Below are 18,192 nucleotides of genomic sequence, written 5' to 3' on the forward strand. Positions count from 1 at the left end.
ATATGCTGCTAGGTTCTGTACCACAGCTTGACCGCGTAGCTATCCAACTTGGGCCGTTTCCTGTTTATTGGTACGGGATTATTATCGGTACAGGTGTGCTATTAGGTCTTTGGCTAGCAACTCGCGAGGGAGAAAGGCTAGGTATTCCAAAAGATACATTTGTTGACCTTGTATTAATTGCAGTACCGATCGCTATTCTATTTGCGAGGATGTACTATGTTATTTTTGAATGGGAATATTACGCGCAAAACCCGAGTCAAATTATTAATATTCGTCAAGGTGGATTGGCGATTCATGGTGGTTTAATCGGGGCTGTTATTACAGGGATTCTTTTTGCGAAACGCCGCGGGGTTTCATTCTGGAAGTTGGCTGATATTGCTGCGCCAAGTATTTTATTAGGACAAGCAATTGGTCGATGGGGAAACTTTATGAACCAAGAGGCACATGGTGATGAAGTAACGAGACAGTTTTTAGAAGGTCTTCATTTACCGGATTTCATTATTAATCAAATGTACATTGATGGTGTGTACTACCACCCGACGTTTTTATATGAATCATTATGGAATTTTGCGGGAGTAATTCTATTACTTGCATTACGCAAAGTGAACTTACGCCGTGGTGAACTATTCTTCACATATTTAATTTGGTATTCAATAGGACGCTTCTTTGTAGAAGGCTTACGTACAGATAGTTTAATGCTAGGACCACTTCGTATTGCACAAGTAATGTCAATTGGACTTGTTGTTATTTCTATTATTTTCATTATTGTGAGACGAAAAATGGGGCAAGCTGATAAAAGATATTCGGAAAATTAGAGAAAAGTAGCATCTTATTATGAGATGCTGCTTCTTTCATATTCAGGAAAGCGAAAGGACTAAGGCAATGAGAATAAATACAGTGTTATTTGATTTAGATGGAACGTTAATTAATACAAACGAACTTATTATTTCTTCTTTTTTACATACGTTACATACATATTATCCAAATCAATATAAGCGTGAAGATGTATTGCCATTTATCGGTCCGTCTTTACAGGATACTTTCAGCAAGATTGATGAAAACAAGGTTGAAGAGATGATCACGTGCTATCGTCAATTTAACCATGATCATCATGATGAATTAGTAGAAGAATATGAAACTGTATATGAAACAGTTCAAGAGTTGAAGAAGCAAGGCTATAAAGTTGGGATTGTTACAACGAAAGCGAGACAAACTGTTGAAATGGGATTAAAGTTGTCGAAACTTGATGAGTTTTTTGATGTTGTCGTGACAATCGATGATGTAGATCATGTGAAACCACATCCAGAGCCACTTCAAAAAGCGCTTCAGTTATTAGATGCGAAACCGGAAGAAGCATTGATGGTTGGGGATAACCATCATGATATTGTTGGTGGACAAAATGCGGGTACGAAAACAGCTGCGGTTTCATGGACACTGAAAGGTAGAGCGTATTTAGAGGCTTATAAGCCGGACTTTATGTTAGATAAAATGAGTGATTTACTACCGATTTTGTCTCATATGAACCGTTCATAAAGGTCCAAGTAAGTTAGTAGGGGATATGTTTCTCTACTAACTTACAGTTTCACTTTTTAGTAGAGGAGCGAGCTAAGTGCGACGGACAACGCGCTATCCCGTTTCGGGAGAAAATTCATTATGGAATGTGTATAAAACAGTGTCTTTTTGGAAGGTAATGAAGAATTTTATTATTATCCAGATCGCTCGTTATACACCATTTTTATCCGTCAAGAATTGGCTGTACCGCACATTTTTACGGATGAAGGTAGGAAAGAAAACCTCGTTCGCGCTTATGGTAATGCCGGACATTATGTTCCCAGAAAAGATAACTGTGGGAGAAAATTCAATTGTTGGATATAATACAACGCTTTTAGCGCATGAATATTTAATTCGAGAATATCGACTTGGAGAGATCATCATAGGAAATGAAGTGATGATTGGAGCGAATACAACGATATTACCAGGTGTTAAGATTGGCGATGGTGCGATCGTTTCAGCTGGCACACTCGTTCATAGAGATGTACCAAGTGGCGCTTTCGTAGGTGGAAATCCAATGCGTGTTATTTATACAAAAGAAGAAATGGATGCTAGAGAAGGTTGATGCTAAAAATGTAACATTTCTCTTCTTTTTTAATGCATAAAAAGGAAATAATTGAGTATAATATACTGTTTTGTTTTTTACGGAATCGTTTATACTTATAGATAGAAGAATGTGTGAACGAAGAAAACAAAAAACTGGAGGATATATGGGGAAAAATCAAAGAATATATAAGGAGAACGGACAAGTTATCTCTTTTAATCAATTAGCGGACTTCTTTTATAAAAAAGGGATGAGGGCTTACAAAGGACAAAAATTGCAAGATGCAATTAAATATTTTCGAAGAGCGGCACAAAGTGAGAAGGAGCCGTTTATTTTATGCCAATTAGCAACAGTATTATCTGAGGCTGGTGAATATCAAGAATCGAATCAAACCTTCTTAAAGTTAGTTAGATCTAACCCTGAACTTGAACAATGCTATTATTTTATTGCAAATAACTATGCATATATGGGGCTATTTCAGCAGGCGAAAAAATATGCGGAGCGTTATTTAGAAGTGGCGGAAGAGAAAGAATTCGTTGAGGATACATTAGAATTACTTGAAATTATGGAAGAAGAAGCGATGGGTGCAGAAGAGATTGAGGATGAAGATGATTTAATTGTTATGCAGGAAGAAGCGAATCGTTATATTCGTAACGGACAATTGGAAGAAGCGATTACTACATTAGAAATTGTTACGAAAGATTATCCGGAATTTTGGTCGGGGCATAATAATTTAGCCATTGCTCATTTTCAATCTGGCAATGTAGATAAGGCACTAAAGTTAACGGAAATGATTTTAGAGAAAAATCCTGGTAATATACATGCGCTCTGTAATACGCTTATTTTTCTGTATTCAATTGGAGAGCATAAACAAGTAGAAGCGTTAGCTGCTCAGTTAGTTGCAGTATATCCAATTTCATTTGAACATCGTTTGAAACTAGGAACGACACTTGCAACAATCGGTCATTTCGAGCATGCGTATAAATGGTTCAAAGTATTAAAACGTCAAGGATACGAGGGAGACGTTAGTTTCTATTATTGGTTTGCATATTCTGCTTATATGGTGAAAGATCAGCAAGTAGCGGAAAAAATGTGGCAACATGTTGTAGAATTGCACCCTGATAAAAAGGGGAAAGAGCCGTGGAATGCGCTAAATTTAGCGGATGAAGGACAAAATGTGTTATTTGAAGAATTACGAAAATCATTTCAGCAAAGCGCGACGCTAGAGGAACAAATGCTAGCTTTATATTTAATGAATGAATTATCAACGCCGGAGAAGGTGGGATTCTTCTTTGATGTAACGCAAGCGAAGAATGGTGTTCCAATCGTATCGCAACTTGCAAAGTATTTCTTTTTACTTAATAGCCATAAGAGCATTCCAGCTGATTTACAGCAATTTGAACAGTGCGCGCGAATTGCGGATGCTTTATACAATTATACGAAAAAAGATGATGAATTAATCGAAGAGTGTTTACAATTTTGGTTCTGTACGTTCATACGTTTATATACATCTGGAGCAGTTTTTACAAATGTATACGGTTGGTCAGCTGCGGTTGAATATATCGTACGCAGCGAACAAGGAAATAAGATGACACAGTCGGAGCTTGGAGATGTATATAATGTATCTGTAGCGACTGTTCGAAAATATGTGCAGGCTGTTAAACGTACGCACACATAAGATAAGCAAATCATTGGGAAAAAAATGATGCTAACAGTATAATGAGGGTAACTTAATTGTGTAGGAATGAATAGGAGTGAATGGTGTGTCAGAAGAAAAAATTTATGATGTCATTATTATTGGTGCAGGACCAGCTGGTATGACAGCTGCAGTATATACATCTCGTGCGAATTTAAGCACATTAATGCTTGAGCGCGGTATTCCAGGTGGCCAAATGGCAAACACAGAAGATGTAGAAAACTATCCAGGTTATGAGTCTATTTTAGGACCAGACTTATCAAATAAAATGTTTGAGCATGCGAAGAAATTTGGTGCTGAATATGCATACGGTGATGTGAAAGAAGTCATCGATGGTAAAGAATACAAAACAATTATTGCTGGTAAAAAAGAATATAAAGCACGTGCAATTATCGTTGCAAGCGGTGCAGAATATAAAAAAATTGGTGTGCCAGGTGAAGCTGAACTTGGTGGCCGCGGTGTATCATATTGTGCAGTATGTGACGGCGCATTCTTTAAAGGGAAAGAACTTGTAGTTATTGGCGGCGGAGATTCTGCTGTTGAAGAGGGTGTGTTCTTAACGCGCTTCGCATCAAAAGTAACGATTGTTCACCGTCGTGACACGCTTCGTGCACAGAAAATTTTACAAGATCGTGCTTTCCAAAATGAGAAAGTAGATTTCATTTGGAACCACACGATTAAAGAAATTAACGAAGCAAGTGGTAAAGTAGGAAGTGTAACACTTGTAGACGTAAACAGTGGAGAAGAGAAAGAAGTCAAAACTGACGGCGTATTCGTATACATCGGTATGTTACCATTATCAAAACCATTTGTTGAACTAGGTATTACAAATGAAAATGGTTACCTTGAAACAAATGAGCGTATGGAAACGAAAATTCCTGGTATTTTCGCAGCTGGAGATGTTCGTGAAAAAATGCTACGTCAAATTGTAACTGCAACAGGTGACGGTAGTATCGCAGCACAAAGTGCACAGCATTACGTTGAAGAATTATTAGAAGAACTAAAAACCGTATCAGAAAAATAAGGAATAACATACCTTTTGAGAAGAAAGCTACAGATAGGAGCTTTCTTCTTTTTTTGTGTGAAAATGTCAAAGTTTTGTCAAAAAATATCGGTATTATAAGCTTTCTTATTGATATACTGAACTTTACGGAAAAAATCACTATAAGAAATGAGGAATTTATTCAGTATGGAATGGCGTAATATATATCGTGGATTTTGTATGGGCGTTAGTGATTTAATTCCTGGTGTGAGCGGCGGTACAATCGCTGTTGTGTTAGGGATTTATGAACAATTGCTTGCAGCAATTAGTGGGTTCTTTAGTCGTGAATGGAAAAAACATTTAGGATTTTTAATTCCCCTTGCAGCTGGTGTGGCGGCAGCGTTTTTAACGTTAAGTCACGTTATTAAATATTTACTTGAGAATCATTATGAACCGACTCAATTTTTCTTCCTCGGTTTAATTATTAGCATATTACCGATGTTAATGAGGGAAGCTGATGCAAAGTCGTCGTTTAAAGGTAAGCACATTGTTTTATTAATCGTTGCAGCAATTCTTGTTGCGATCACAGCTTTCTTTAAACCAGATAAGACAGCAGACCCAATTACAACGTTAACAATTTTAAATGCAATTGGTTTATTTTTTGCAGGGTGGATGGCTAGTATGGCTATGTTGCTTCCTGGAATTAGCGGATCATTTATTTTATTAATTATTGGTGTGTATCCGACAGCAATTAATGCTTTAACTACACTGAACTTACCTTTAATTCTAGTTATCGGTGCTGGTGTTATGGTAGGATTCGTGGTAAGTAGTAAAGGAATTAGTTTCTTATTAGATCGTTATAAAAGTATGACATTTGCGGCAATTATTGGACTTGTTATCGGTTCGATTGTGATTGTGTTCCCTGGTATTCCGACTGGTGGATTCTCAATTATAAGTTCAATTATTACCTTTATTTTAGGATTTGCGATTGTTACTTATTTCGGTAAGAAGTAAGGGATGGAGTCCCCTTGGCGATAAAAGTCGTTAAGGGGATTTTTCATGCTATTCACTGAAAGTCCAGGCATTTACATTGCTTGTTATAAAAAGCTTTTTTAAAATTGTTGAGTAGCAGTGCTTAGCGAAAGGGGGACTGGCTCCTTCGTTGTAGCAAACTGTTTTTGATAGTATAATGAAATGAGTATGCAGTGAGAAATTTGCTGCAAGTAGCTGAGGTGAAGAAACATGCAAAGAGTGACAAACTGTGTGTTAATTAGAGATAATGAAGTACTCTTACTCCAAAAACCTCGCCGGAATTGGTGGGTTGCACCAGGCGGGAAAATGGAGCGTGGGGAGACTGTAAGAGATTCCGTTGTTCGCGAGTATCGTGAAGAAACAGGTATTTATTTAAAGAACCCAGCGTTAAAGGGGGTCTTCACCTTTGTCATCCAAGAAGGTGATAAAGTTGTTTCTGAATGGATGATGTTCTCCTTTTTAGCGACAGATTTTGCAGGAGAAAACAAACTAGAGAGCGAAGAAGGCATCATTGGTTGGCATACATTTGATAAAATTGATGATTTAGCAATGGCACCAGGAGATTATCACATTATTGATTATTTAATTAAAGGAAATGGCATAATCTACGGTACATTTGTATATACCCCAGATTTTGAGTTGCTTTCATATCGATTAGATCCGAGTTAAACCGTCAAGGAGAGGATACGATGACAGAGAATAATGATATAAAAATGGTAATTATTACAGGAATGTCTGGAGCCGGAAAGACAGTAGCTTTACAAAGTTTTGAAGATTTAGGATATTTTTGTGTAGATAATTTACCACCGATGTTATTGCCAAAGTTTATTGAGCTTATGGCGGATTCAAAAGGGAAAATGAATAAAGTGGCACTTGGTATTGATTTACGTGGCCGCGAGTTTTTCGAACATTTATGGGGAGCACTTGATGATTTATCAGAACGTACATGGATTATTCCTCATATTTTATTTTTAGATGCGAAAGATAGTACGCTTGTAACTCGTTATAAAGAAACGAGACGTTCGCATCCACTTGCACCAACCGGTCTGCCGTTAAAGGGAATCGAAGCAGAGCGCAATTTATTAACAGATATGAAGGCACGAGCGAATATTGTGCTTGATACATCGGATTTAAAACCGAAAGAATTACGTGAAAAAATTGTTCACTTGTTCTCAACAGAAACTGAGCAAGCATTTCGTGTAAATGTTATGTCATTTGGATTTAAGTACGGTATTCCAATTGATGCAGATTTAGTATTTGATGTTCGTTTTTTACCAAATCCATATTACATTCCACATATGAAGCCATTAACAGGACTAGATGAAGAAGTTTCATCGTATGTGCTGAAATTTAATGAGACGCATAAGTTTTTAGAAAAATTGACGGATCTTATCACTTTCATGCTGCCTCATTATAAAAGAGAAGGTAAGAGTCAACTTGTAATTGCAATTGGATGTACAGGTGGGCAGCATCGTTCTGTTACGCTTACAGAATACCTTGGGAAACATTTGAAACCAGAGTATAGCGTTCATGTATCTCATCGTGATGTGGAGAAGAGAAAGGGCCATTAAGGGATGAAAAAAGAGAGAAAACCTAAAATTGTTATCATGGGAGGCGGTACTGGACTCTCTGTATTATTAAGAGGATTAAAACAATATCCAGTTGATATTACAGCAGTTGTTACAATCGCTGATGATGGTGGCAGTTCAGGTAGATTACGTGATGAGCTAGAAATTCCGCCTCCAGGTGACATTCGTAACGTACTTGTTGCGTTATCAGATGTAGAGCCACTGGTGGAAGCTTTATTTCAGCACCGTTTCACAACGGGAGACGGACTGAAAGGTCATGCGTTAGGAAATTTATTGTTGGCAGGTATGACCTCGATTACAGGAGACTTTTTCCATGCAATTACGGAAACGAGCAAAGTGTTAAATGTTAGAGGACGTGTATTACCGGCAGCGAATCAAAGTGCAGTACTGCATGCGGAACTAGAAGATGGAGAAATTGTAACAGGTGAATCAAAGATTCCTTATTACGGGAAGAAGATTAACCGTGTCTTTTTAACTCCAGAAGATGTAGAGCCGTTACATGAAACGTTGACTGAGATTAAACGAGCTGATTTACTTGTTTTCGGCCCAGGAAGTTTGTATACGAGTATATTACCGAATTTAGTTGTTAACAAAATCGGGGACGCTGTTCTTTCTGCAAAAGCGAAGAAGGTATATGTGTGTAATGTTATGACGCAAGCTGGTGAAACGATGGGATATACTGCGTTTGACCATGTGCAGGCGTTACATGATCATTTAGGTAAACCATTTATCGATACTGCAATTGTAAATAACCGTGATATTCCTTGTGAATTACGTCAGTTATATGAGGAAGAAATGTCAGCACCAGTTGTAGTGGACGAAGAACGTTTTACTGAAAACAATATTGATGTTATTCAAGATCAATTAGCGAAGTATGATGACCGTGTTGTAAGACACGATACATTAAAACTAGCTTCTATTTTATATTCACTGTTGTAGATGTGCGTTGCCTCATTTGAGGTAACGCTCCTCATTTCATATAGGACAAGATTTTTGTTCCACAATAATCGTATAAGGAGGTGTTGGCTGTGTCATTTGCATCAGAAACAAAGAAAGAGTTGACGAATTTAGAGGTGAAGGAATGCTGTGAGAAAGCAGAATTATCAGCGTTACTTCGCATGAACGGATCGCTTTCTTTTTCAAATCGTCGTCTATCTATCGATATTCAAACAGAGAATGCAGCAATTGCAAGAAGGATTTATACGCTTTTGAAAAAAGGATATGACGTAACGGTAGAATTACTTGTTCGTAAAAAAATGCGATTGAAGAAAAATAACGTATATATCGTAAGACTCGTTGAGAAATCTCGCGAAATATTAGCTGATCTTCATATCGTGCGAGATGACTTTTCATTCATTCGAAATATATCGCAAGAATTAATTGAGAAGAAATGTTGTAAACGATCGTATTTACGCGGTGCATTTTTAGCAGGTGGTTCAGTAAATAACCCAGAAACATCATCTTATCATTTAGAGATCTTTTCGTTATATAAGGAACATAATGATGCTATATGTGAATTGATGAACGGATTTGATTTAAATAGTAAGACGTTGGAAAGAAGAAAAGGGTACATTACGTATTTGAAAGAAGCAGAAAAAATTACAGAGTTTTTAAATATTATAGGTGCTCATAATGCGCTTTTAAGATTTGAAGACATTCGAATCGTACGTGATATGCGTAACTCTGTAAATCGTTTAGTGAATTGCGAAACAGCTAATTTAAATAAAACAATTGGTGCAGCGCTAAGGCAGATTGAAAATATCCGCTACATTGATGAGACGGTTGGTCTTGATATATTGCCAGATAAACTACGAGAAATTGCGCAACTACGAAGAGATTATCAAGATGTAACATTGAAAGAGTTAGGTGAGATGGTATCCGGGGGGAAAATTAGTAAATCGGGTATTAATCATCGTTTGCGTAAAATTGATGATATTGCAGAGAAATTACGCGCGGGGGAAACGGTAGCAAAAAAATAAGAGGGTAAAGGGGAAATGGAGCTGTGGTTCAAAAAAGAGTTCAGGTTTCATTAAAAAACGGTTTACAAGCACGTCCGGCTGCGTTGTTTGTACAAGAGGCAAATCGTTTTCATGCGGATATCTTCATTGAGAAAGATGGAAAGACAGTAAATGCAAAGAGCATAATGGGGATTATGAGCTTAGCAATTGGAACTGGTAGCATGATAACAATTACAACAGAAGGTTCAGATGCAGAAGAAGCTTTAGAAGCATTAGCTGCATATGTACAATAAGAAGCTATCGCGCGCGTGCGATAGCTTTTTTGTTGTTTGGGGTTTGTTTGTGGGGGTATGGGGGTATGTAGGGGTGCGCGCTTGTCGAGAATTGTCGGTAAGTCGATAAGTTGTGTAGAATCGTCGATATATTGAAATAATCGCTGATATAATTGGAGTTACGGTCGATATATTTGAAAAATCGCCGATATATTTAAGGTGATACTAGGTGGGGTATGTGAGAGGAGAACAACATATAAAAAAGCGCCCTGTAATAGGGCGCTTTCGCTTTTAGTGTATCTAGCTCCAGCAGCTAGCTCTTCGTGTCTAAGAACCTTCCGCATAAGAAGGCAAAAATCACCTTTTATGCGAAAGAACCTTAGCCAGTCAGAGCTGAACGAGCCACTTCCGCTTTTAGTTATATCTAGCTCCAGCGGCTAGAATCTCCGGTTGTTTCGCTTTTACATTCGAGGAAAAAAGCGCCTCGGATGTAAAAGCTCCAACACCCTGCGATTCTGAACGAGCCACTTCCGCTTTTAGTTATTAACGATTTGTAAAGATCTTATCGATTAAACCGTATTCTAAAGCTTTTTCTGCTGTCATGAAGTTGTCGCGGTCTGTGTCGCGTTGTAGTACTTCAAGTGGTTGACCTGTGCGGTCAGCAAGAATTTGGTTTAGTTTTTCACGTAAGAATAGGATACGTTTAGCAGCGATTTCGATTTCAGTCGCTTGACCTTGTGCTCCGCCAAGTGGTTGGTGAATCATTACTTCACTGTTTGGAAGTGCATAACGTTTTCCTTTTTCACCAGCTGCAAGTAAGAATGCACCCATAGATGCAGCCATACCGATACAGATTGTTGATACTTGTGGTTTAATAAACTGCATTGTATCGTAAATTGCCATACCTGCTGTGATAGAACCACCAGGGCTGTTGATGTAGATGTGAATATCTTTTTCTGGATCTTGAGATTCCAAGAATAAAAGCTGGGAAACGATTGAGTTAGCTACGTTGTCATCAATTGCGCTACCAAGCATAATGATGCGGTCTTTTAATAGTCGAGAGTAAATATCGTAAGCGCGTTCTCCACGATTTGTTTGTTCAATTACTGTAGGAATTAAATTCATCTGTTATTTCCTCCTTCTAAAGCTTTCTTAGTCTTATAATACAATTATGGTCAATAAAGGTCAAACGAAACCACTTTAAATCAAAAAAATATGTAGTTGTACCATGAAATATTCGCTATGTTTTTGAAATTCCCTGCTTATGTATCTTCAACATCATAACCGAATTACATAAATTTAAACGTTATAAAAACTGTAGAAAAAAAGAAAAGAACGCCTTTTTACTGAAGCGTTCTTCCGATATTTACCCCGCTTTAGTGGGCAGTAAAATCCCCACCTCAGAATTCAGCGAAAGCAAAGAAGTTAGGTGGGGGATCAACTGCCCATAAAAGTCCGATTGGTGAGGGCTAATAATCAGGGGGGATGAAGAAAACCCGCACTGATTAAAGTTTCACTTTATTCTTTTAAAAGATAGGTTACTTTATTTAAAATCTTTTCGATTTGTTTCGCGTTTTTACTATACATTTCGCTCGCTGATTTCGACTTTGTTTCTAGGGAAAATAGTTCAAGATCAGCATGACATTTTTTTAAAGATGCTAATAATAAAGGTTTGTTTTGAGGAGAAGGCATTTGTAGTTTGTCATTATAAATGTCGATAGTAAGTTGTCCATATGAATCAACTTGACCGAGAAAGACGTTTTCGATGACAACACCGAGTTTTTCTAATTCAGAATGTAACCAAGCACGGTTATGCCCACTAGAGGATAAAGGTTCGTCTAATATATTTCCATCCATAATAACAGTTTGTGGTTCTTTTTCGTTTGCTACTTTTAAGCCGATGTCTTTTGCTGTAAGAGGTTGGCGATCCTTCTTTAATAATACATTTAATTCTCCACTCGGTTCTAGTACAGCAAATTCAACATCAGCTACGCTGAAAGCATCTTTTCCACGGAGAAGTTCCAGTAATTCGTCACTTGTATATTTTTCTTTCTTTAAGTTGTCTTCGAGTATCTTTCCATCTTTTATTAATACGGTAGATTTCCCTTCAAAGAAGTCCCGAGCTGCTTTGTTCTTTAAAGAGAGGATTCCTGTTAAAAAAGGTACCACAGCGAAAATGAGTATCGCAAAGACGCCGTGAAAAAATTTTGAATCGAGCCCTGTAGATACTTGGGCAGCGATGTCACCGATTGTCATCCCGGCTATGTATTCAAAGAAGGAAAGCTGAGAGATTTGTCTTTTCCCTAACCATTTTGTAATAGCGAATAAAATAATTAATATGAATACAGAGCGAAGAATGACAAGTGTCCATTCCGGCAGGTGAGACATAGTCATTTCCTCCAGTCTACTTAAAACCCTTTATATTGAGGTTCTTCACGTTCTAATACTGAAACTCTATTCTGTAAATCAGCGATGATGCTGTCCATTTCTAACATACATTCATGAAAGACGCGTTTTGATTCCGCGTCCTGTGAATGTAGTGAAAGGGAGCTTAAACTTGCTTGAGCGCCCCTTACACTAGCAAGGCAAGTTTTAACGCTAGCGATAACTGTCATACAAACACCTCTTATCCTTTCGGTTTGAATAGCAGAGCTCCAATGAAGCCGAAAATAATAGCTGCAGATACACCGGCACTCGTTACTTTAAACATGCCGGTAATAACGCCAACGATGCCATGTTTTGCAGCTTCTTCCATTGCGCCGTGGACGAGGGCATTACCAAAGCTTGTAATGGGTACAGTTGCACCGGCACCTGCAAAGTCAATTAATGGTTCATACAGGTTAAAGCCGTCTAGTATAGCGCCGACAACAACAAGTGTTGCCATTGTATGAGCAGGGGTTAGTTTGCCGACATCAAACATAAGTTGGCCAATTACACATATGAGTCCACCAATGACGAAAGCCCAGAAGAAAATCATTGCGTTGCACCTCCATATTCAATCGAAACGGCGTGAGCGATACACGGAATCGTTTCTTCTTGTTGGAATGTAAGGGGAGATAGTAAAGCGCCTGTCGCAACGACAAGTATTTTTTTGAACTCTCCTCTTTTCATTCGGTTTAATAAATGACCGTAAACGACTGTTGCGGAACATCCTGGTCCACTAGCACCAGCTATGACAGGTTGCCCCTCTCTATAAATGAGTAGCCCGCAATCTTGAAACTGTTCGCTCGTTACTTTTGTTCCGTGTTTATGTAGTAAGTCATAAGCAATTTCGCGTCCTACATGTCCGAGATCGCCTGTTACGATTAAATCGTAGTAAGAGGCATCAATTTGACGTTCACGTAAATGAGCTTCAATTGTATCGACGGCAGCTGGAGCCATTGCGCCTCCCATATTAAATGGATCTGTTAATCCCATATCAACCACTTTTCCGATTGTGGCGGATGTTACCCGGGGACCGTGTCCAGTATCGCTTAAAATAGCAGCTCCGGCGCCGGTTACTGTCCACTGTGCAGTAGGTGGCTTTTGTCCACCATATTCGGTAGGATAGCGGAATTGTTTTTCTACAGCAGTGTTATGACTTGATGCCCCGGTTAATAAATATTTAGCACCTTTTGCATTTACGATACTTGCCCCAAGTGCTAAACCTTCCATAGAAGTAGAACAAGCACCGAATAACCCGAGATAAGGAGTGCCTAGTGTACGGCAAGCAAAGCTTGTAGGGGTAATTTGATTAATTAAATCTCCTGCGAGTACGAATTGAATATCATCTTTACGAAGTTCTGCTTTTTCAGTAGCGCGGCTACAAGCTTCTTCAAATAAAATTTTATGTGCTTTTTCATAGGAATCCTGTCCGAGCCATAAATCTTCATGAAGGATATCGAAGTCTTCTGGAATTTTTCCTTTTGCTTCAAATGGCCCGCCAACGACTCCTGTCGAAATAATAACTGGTTTGTTTTCAAATACCCACGTTCGGTGTCCTTGTAACATTTATAGCCCTCCCCATTGAACGAGAATCGTTTTAATAAGTGCGATGACGAAAGCCGAAAATACACCAAATAAAATAACAGAACCAGCTAATTTGAACATGTTACCGCCAACGCCAAGGACAAACCCTTCCGTCCGGTGTTCGATACATGCGGCGATAACAGAGTTACCAAATCCAGTGACAGGTACAGCTGTCCCAGCACCTGCAAACTGACCGAGACGATCATATACACCGAACCCAGTTAGTAACATCGAGATGAAAATAAGAGTTGCGACTGTTGGATTTCCCGCCGAGCGTTCAGTGAAATCAAAATATGTGATATAAAACGTAGAAATGAGTTGTCCAATGAAGCAAATAAAACCACCGACGAAAAAGGCTTTAATACAATTTTTCAAGACAGGACGCTTCGGTTCACGTTCTTGTTCGAATTTTTTATATTCCTGTTGTACAGGAGTTAAGTTTTTATCTTTACTAGACATTGCAATCCTTCCTTTTCTTTTAAAAAAGCGTTAAGTGTTAGACTCCATTTTTTTCCCAATGAGTTTTAATTGCTTATTAATTTCATCTTTAGATACTTTTTTTTCTTTAATTTTTCTTTCAAGCTTTTCAAGTAATATAAAGATTTTTTTATCTGTACTTACACGAACATCGAAAGTAGGATACTCATCACTTAGCTGCTTTTGAAGCTTCTTACGGAGAGGCTTTAATCCAAATCTTTCGTGATGCTCAGGTGTAACTGCTATGTAGAGATCTAAATTTGAATTCACTGCTGTGCTTTTTATAATTTCATCCATAGCGAGAGCTCTTTTCTTGGCTCCTTGTGATATAGATTGATTAAAGGATTCCGTACTCGTCTTTGTTAATTTTGGACCTTTTTCTTTCTCTGTTCGTTTTGCCTCTTCTTTCACTTTTTTATCCAAGGGACTATTATCACACCCGGTAAAAGAGCTAAATAACAGGGCAAATAACGCGGTTATGAGGCCGAGTTTTCGCATGATTATCATTCCGTTTCTATTGCAATATGTAATGTGATAGAAAAAGGATGACTGCATATCATCCTTTTTCTATTTCACAGCATGACGAATTCGTTATTGCTGTGAGTATTGTGGTTCTTCTTGTTGGACTTCTTCAACACGTGGGTTTAAAGAATCGATAATCGTTTGTGTTTGCTGCGCAGCTGTTTGGAAAAGTTGCTTCGCTTGTTGGTTATCCGTATCAAGAGCGAATCCCTCTAAGCTAGCTTGTGCACTTTTTAATCCAGAAACAGTTTGCTTTAGTTTTGTAATTACAGTCATTGAATGAAGCCCCCTTTGGAATATCAATTCAAAGATTATAATTTGTGAGTTGAGGTGAATTTATGATTGGAAAATTTAGGGGATAGTACTTTGTTAATATATTCATAACTAGGGTGCACAAAGGATTACGAGGATATTTTTATTGATTTAGATGGATTTTATTGCTATTATTATGAAAAGAAAATGAAGTATTTTCTATAATCATGCGCCCATAGCTCAGTCGGATAGAGCGGTGGTTTCCGGTACCACGTCTGCCGGGGGTTCGAATCCCTCTGGGCGCGTCAAAAAGTCCTAACTTACGTTTTGTAGGTTAGGACTTTTTTTATTTCCCTCTTGTTATATCTGATAATAAGATTTACTATTAGTACTTGATAATAATTTTTATGACTTATTATTTTCTTTCAATATTATTCAAATTTCGGTTGTAAGTTGTGAATCTCATTAATACATATAAATTAATAATATTTTGGAATGGGTGTCTGCGATAGGATTCTCCTTTTACCAAACTTATTGTACAATAGAAACAAGGGGGAGATTAGTTTGAAGGCAAGTCTTTTACAAGAACAAAGCTTACGTTTGGCAATGACACAAGAGTTAAGGCAAGCGATTACAATGCTCCAGTATAATGTACAAGAATTATCGGAGTTTTTGTATGAGCAATCGTTAGAGAATCCCCTTATTGAGTTAGGTGGTTTTGAGAGGGAGAAGAAAAAGAGCTCTAACAACAGTAAAAGTACCAGCAAACAAGTCGAGAATCAGATGGAAATCTACAGTGTGGATTCCACAACGATTCAGCAACATTTATTAAATCAAATACAGTATTATAAAATAGATGAAGAAGAGCGAAAAATAGCCTCTTTCATTATTATGAACATGGATGGGAATGGGTATTTACAAGAAACGAACGAGGAGTTAGCAAATCTCCTTTCTGCACCGCTTCATGTAGTTGAACGCTCTGTAGAGCTTGTCCAATCACTTGAGCCAGCAGGGGTAGGAGCGCGTAATATTCAGGAATGTCTAACTTTGCAATTGAAGCGCTTACAAAGGCGGAACGGATTAGCAGAAGAGGTTGTAGAAGACCATTTCGCTTATTTCGTGAAGAAAGATTGGCGAAAGCTCGTTCAAGTGCTGAAGTGTAGTAATGAGGAATTGCAATCGGCGGTGAACTGTATTACGTCCCTGCAGCCGAAACCAGGTCTTGCGTTTTCTTCTGATAAACCACTTTATATTGTGCCTGATATGGCGGTGAAAAAAGATGGCGATCGTCTCGTTTTACAAATGAATGAGAGGAATATGCCGAGAATCGAAATTCATTCTGAATATAGTGCGCTTCTTAATAATAGTGAAAGCGAAGTAGCATCTTACGTATCAGAAAAGTATCAGCATGTACAGTGGATTATGCGTAGTTTGAAACAGAGAAAACAAACGCTTCTGCAAGTGATGACCATTATTATGGAAAAACAACGTGATTTCTTCTGGAAAGGTCCGGAGTATTTAAAGCCACTTGCTTTAAAAGAAGTAGCAGAAGAGTTAGGCGTGCATGAATCTACAATTAGCCGTGCAACGCGAAATAAATATGTGCAAACACCACACGGTTTATTTGAGATGAAATCGTTCTTTAGTAATGCCGTTTCAACCACTGAGGATGAAGCAGTTTCTACAAAGCGTGTAAAACAATTTATTCAAACGCTTGTTGAGGCGGAGAATAAGAAAAAGCCACTTTCAGATCAAAAGATTTCAAAATTGTTAGAAGAAGAGCATGAAATCGTTATTTCTCGAAGAACAGTAGCAAAGTATAGAGAACAAATGCATATTCCAGCGTCGTCATTACGAAAAACGATCGGATAGGTGAAGAAGATGAAAGTTGTACTGTATACAAAAAAAGATTGTGGCCTTTGCGTGAAGGCGAAACAAGTTTTACAGGAAGTACAATGTGAATATTCTTTTCAAATCGAGGAAATAGATATATATGAAGATAATGACCTTTTAGAAAAATACCACTTAATGATTCCGGTTGTAGAAATAGACGGAAAACAAGTAGAATATGGTCACATTCACAAAGGTGTCATAATAAACTATATAAAGAATGCAGTTAAGAGTTGAATAAGTTTCTATCTCCTGTTACAATAATACACGTAGCAGGGATTATTTTTTTAACCTGTGTGGGACACAAAATGTCACTATGGGACGTAAAGTGACCACGAGGAAAAATGAACCGATGTAGTGAGGAGAAAAAATATGCGCTCATGGATTCAGAACACAAAAAAATTATTACCTGATCTGCTACCTGTTATGCAAACGAGAATGCAGATTCTTCAATACATTAGGCTCATGCAGCCGATTGGAAGAAGAAACTTATCAGCAAGTCTCGGTATGACAGAACGAGTATTGCGAAGTGAGGTTCAAGTTTTGAAAGAACAAAACTTAGTTCACGTCGCTTCTTCTGGAATGACTTTGACAGAAGAAGGAACAGCTTTAGTTCTTGCTTTGGAAGACTTTATGAAAGAAATTTCCGGGTTAAAGGTTTTAGAAAAGCAACTTAAGGAAACATTAGACTTGGATGAAGTTTTCGTTGTCCCTGGTGATAGTGATGAATCACCTTGGGTCAAACTGGAGATGGGCCGTGCTTGTGTGACTTGTATAAAAGACCGTCTGACAGCGAATAATATCGTTGCTGTGGCTGGAGGAACTACGCTAGCTGCTGCTGCGGACATGATGCAGCTTGATTGCAAAGATTTACATATGCTATTTGTCCCAGCACGTGGTGGAATTGGAGAAGGCGTCGAATTAGAAGCCAATACCATTTGTGCCAAAATGGCGCAAAATACGATGAGTAATTATCGCTTATTGTATGTTCCAGACCATGTTAGTAGCGAAGCATATGCGTCTATTGTGACAGAGCCTTCCGTGAAAGAAGTTCTTGAGTTGATTCGATCTTCCAATATCGTCATTCATGGAATAGGTGATGCGTTAACAATGGCACGTCGCAGAAATACTTCAGAAGCAGATTGGTTAAAGATTCAGGCAAGCGAAGCAGTTGGCGAAGCTTTCGGTTACTACTTTAATGAACAAGGAAATGTAGTTCATAAAGTAAGAACAGTTGGTATGCAACTAGAGGATTTACAAAATGTATCTCACGTTGTTGCAGTCGCTGGAGGTTCTTCAAAGGCAAAGGCAATACAGGCTGTAATTAAACAAGGGCACACTTCAATTCTAATTACAGATGAAGGTGCAGCAAAACAGTTAACAAAGGGTATTACCCTTTAATATAATCCCCCAAGGAGG

General features: G+C 38.1%; 22 protein-coding genes and 1 tRNA gene. 15 read left to right on the plus strand and 8 right to left on the minus strand.

The window, feature by feature from the left end; translation table 11 throughout:
• Positions 1-2: 2 nt before the first annotated feature.
• The 11 genes from lgt to ACZ76X_RS19110 all read left to right on the plus strand — a co-directional run bounded on the left by lgt (position 3) and on the right by ACZ76X_RS19110 (position 9,645).
• Positions 3-815, plus strand: a complete 813-nt coding sequence (gene lgt, locus ACZ76X_RS19060; protein WP_061656527.1) for a prolipoprotein diacylglyceryl transferase — start codon at positions 3-5, stop codon at positions 813-815.
• A 67-nt stretch (positions 816-882) separates the two neighbouring features.
• On the plus strand, positions 883-1,533 hold the full coding sequence (gene ppaX, locus ACZ76X_RS19065; protein ID WP_479851380.1) for a pyrophosphatase PpaX: 651 nt from the start codon (positions 883-885) through the stop codon (positions 1,531-1,533).
• Between the two features lie 76 nt (positions 1,534-1,609).
• Positions 1,610-2,116 (plus strand): acyltransferase, encoded by a 507-nt coding sequence (locus ACZ76X_RS19070; RefSeq protein ID WP_098669120.1) that lies wholly within the window; start codon positions 1,610-1,612, stop codon positions 2,114-2,116.
• A 145-nt stretch (positions 2,117-2,261) separates the two neighbouring features.
• A complete protein-coding gene (locus ACZ76X_RS19075) occupies positions 2,262-3,773 on the plus strand; it encodes a tetratricopeptide repeat protein (RefSeq protein ID WP_479851381.1) in 1,512 nt (503 codons plus the stop codon).
• Positions 3,774-3,858: 85 nt separating this feature from the next.
• The gene (gene trxB, locus ACZ76X_RS19080; RefSeq protein WP_142337499.1) at positions 3,859-4,815 is read left to right on the plus strand and encodes a thioredoxin-disulfide reductase; all 957 of its coding nucleotides are present in this window, start codon (positions 3,859-3,861) and stop codon (positions 4,813-4,815) included.
• Positions 4,816-4,980: 165 nt separating this feature from the next.
• On the plus strand, positions 4,981-5,787 hold the full coding sequence (locus ACZ76X_RS19085; protein ID WP_479851382.1) for a DUF368 domain-containing protein: 807 nt from the start codon (positions 4,981-4,983) through the stop codon (positions 5,785-5,787).
• A gap of 228 nt (positions 5,788-6,015) precedes the next feature.
• Positions 6,016-6,474, plus strand: a complete 459-nt coding sequence (locus ACZ76X_RS19090; protein WP_001190080.1) for an NUDIX hydrolase — start codon at positions 6,016-6,018, stop codon at positions 6,472-6,474.
• Positions 6,475-6,494: 20 nt separating this feature from the next.
• Positions 6,495-7,376 carry an RNase adapter RapZ gene (gene rapZ / locus ACZ76X_RS19095; RefSeq protein ID WP_000138459.1) on the plus strand — a complete coding sequence of 294 codons (882 nt, stop codon included), beginning with the start codon at positions 6,495-6,497 and terminating at the stop codon, positions 7,374-7,376.
• Between the two features lie 3 nt (positions 7,377-7,379).
• The gene (locus ACZ76X_RS19100; protein WP_479851383.1) at positions 7,380-8,333 is read left to right on the plus strand and encodes a gluconeogenesis factor YvcK family protein; all 954 of its coding nucleotides are present in this window, start codon (positions 7,380-7,382) and stop codon (positions 8,331-8,333) included.
• A gap of 89 nt (positions 8,334-8,422) precedes the next feature.
• Entirely contained in the window at positions 8,423-9,373 is a 951-nt protein-coding gene (gene whiA, locus ACZ76X_RS19105) for a DNA-binding protein WhiA (protein ID WP_097840930.1), read from the plus strand.
• 23 nt (positions 9,374-9,396) lie between these two features.
• Positions 9,397-9,645 carry an HPr family phosphocarrier protein gene (locus tag ACZ76X_RS19110; protein ID WP_000250307.1) on the plus strand — a complete coding sequence of 83 codons (249 nt, stop codon included), beginning with the start codon at positions 9,397-9,399 and terminating at the stop codon, positions 9,643-9,645.
• 522 nt (positions 9,646-10,167) lie between these two features.
• Here the strand turns inward: ACZ76X_RS19110 and clpP are convergent.
• From clpP to ACZ76X_RS19150, 8 genes are all read right to left on the minus strand, one after another.
• Positions 10,168-10,749 (minus strand): ATP-dependent Clp endopeptidase proteolytic subunit ClpP, encoded by a 582-nt coding sequence (gene clpP / locus ACZ76X_RS19115; protein ID WP_001049162.1) that lies wholly within the window; start codon positions 10,747-10,749, stop codon positions 10,168-10,170.
• Positions 10,750-11,142: 393 nt separating this feature from the next.
• Positions 11,143-12,012 (minus strand): DUF421 domain-containing protein, encoded by an 870-nt coding sequence (locus ACZ76X_RS19120; RefSeq protein ID WP_306186620.1) that lies wholly within the window; start codon positions 12,010-12,012, stop codon positions 11,143-11,145.
• Positions 12,013-12,032: 20 nt separating this feature from the next.
• Complete coding sequence (locus ACZ76X_RS19125; RefSeq protein WP_000215900.1) at positions 12,033-12,239, minus strand: DUF1657 domain-containing protein; 207 nt, start codon at positions 12,237-12,239, stop codon at positions 12,033-12,035.
• An 11-nt stretch (positions 12,240-12,250) separates the two neighbouring features.
• Positions 12,251-12,601 (minus strand): stage V sporulation protein AE, encoded by a 351-nt coding sequence (gene spoVAE, locus ACZ76X_RS19130; RefSeq protein ID WP_000575922.1) that lies wholly within the window; start codon positions 12,599-12,601, stop codon positions 12,251-12,253.
• Complete coding sequence (gene spoVAD, locus ACZ76X_RS19135; RefSeq protein WP_479851384.1) at positions 12,598-13,614, minus strand: stage V sporulation protein AD; 1,017 nt, start codon at positions 13,612-13,614, stop codon at positions 12,598-12,600. Before spoVAD ends, spoVAE begins: the two co-directional genes overlap by 4 nt.
• Positions 13,615-14,091 (minus strand): stage V sporulation protein AC, encoded by a 477-nt coding sequence (gene spoVAC / locus ACZ76X_RS19140; protein WP_063263108.1) that lies wholly within the window; start codon positions 14,089-14,091, stop codon positions 13,615-13,617.
• 30 nt (positions 14,092-14,121) lie between these two features.
• Positions 14,122-14,607, minus strand: coding sequence for a YhcN/YlaJ family sporulation lipoprotein (locus tag ACZ76X_RS19145; protein ID WP_479851505.1), 486 nt, complete (start codon positions 14,605-14,607; stop codon positions 14,122-14,124).
• Between the two features lie 93 nt (positions 14,608-14,700).
• Entirely contained in the window at positions 14,701-14,907 is a 207-nt protein-coding gene (locus ACZ76X_RS19150) for a DUF1657 domain-containing protein (RefSeq protein ID WP_000216166.1), read from the minus strand.
• A 205-nt stretch (positions 14,908-15,112) separates the two neighbouring features.
• On the opposite strand from ACZ76X_RS19150, the gene ACZ76X_RS19155 reads away from it, so the two are divergent.
• The 4 genes from ACZ76X_RS19155 (at position 15,113) to cggR (ending at position 18,174) form a co-directional block, all read left to right on the plus strand.
• Positions 15,113-15,188, plus strand: a tRNA-Arg gene (locus ACZ76X_RS19155).
• A gap of 259 nt (positions 15,189-15,447) precedes the next feature.
• Positions 15,448-16,755, plus strand: coding sequence for an RNA polymerase factor sigma-54 (gene rpoN, locus ACZ76X_RS19160; protein ID WP_479851385.1), 1,308 nt, complete (start codon positions 15,448-15,450; stop codon positions 16,753-16,755).
• A 9-nt stretch (positions 16,756-16,764) separates the two neighbouring features.
• Positions 16,765-17,010: a glutaredoxin family protein gene (locus tag ACZ76X_RS19165; protein ID WP_306186636.1), complete on the plus strand. Its 246-nt coding sequence runs from the start codon at positions 16,765-16,767 to the stop codon at positions 17,008-17,010.
• Between the two features lie 135 nt (positions 17,011-17,145).
• Positions 17,146-18,174 (plus strand): gapA transcriptional regulator CggR, encoded by a 1,029-nt coding sequence (gene cggR / locus ACZ76X_RS19170; protein ID WP_048528176.1) that lies wholly within the window; start codon positions 17,146-17,148, stop codon positions 18,172-18,174.
• Positions 18,175-18,192 lie beyond the last annotated feature (18 nt).

It is taken from the genome of Bacillus sp. BC05(2025), assembly GCF_056725905.1.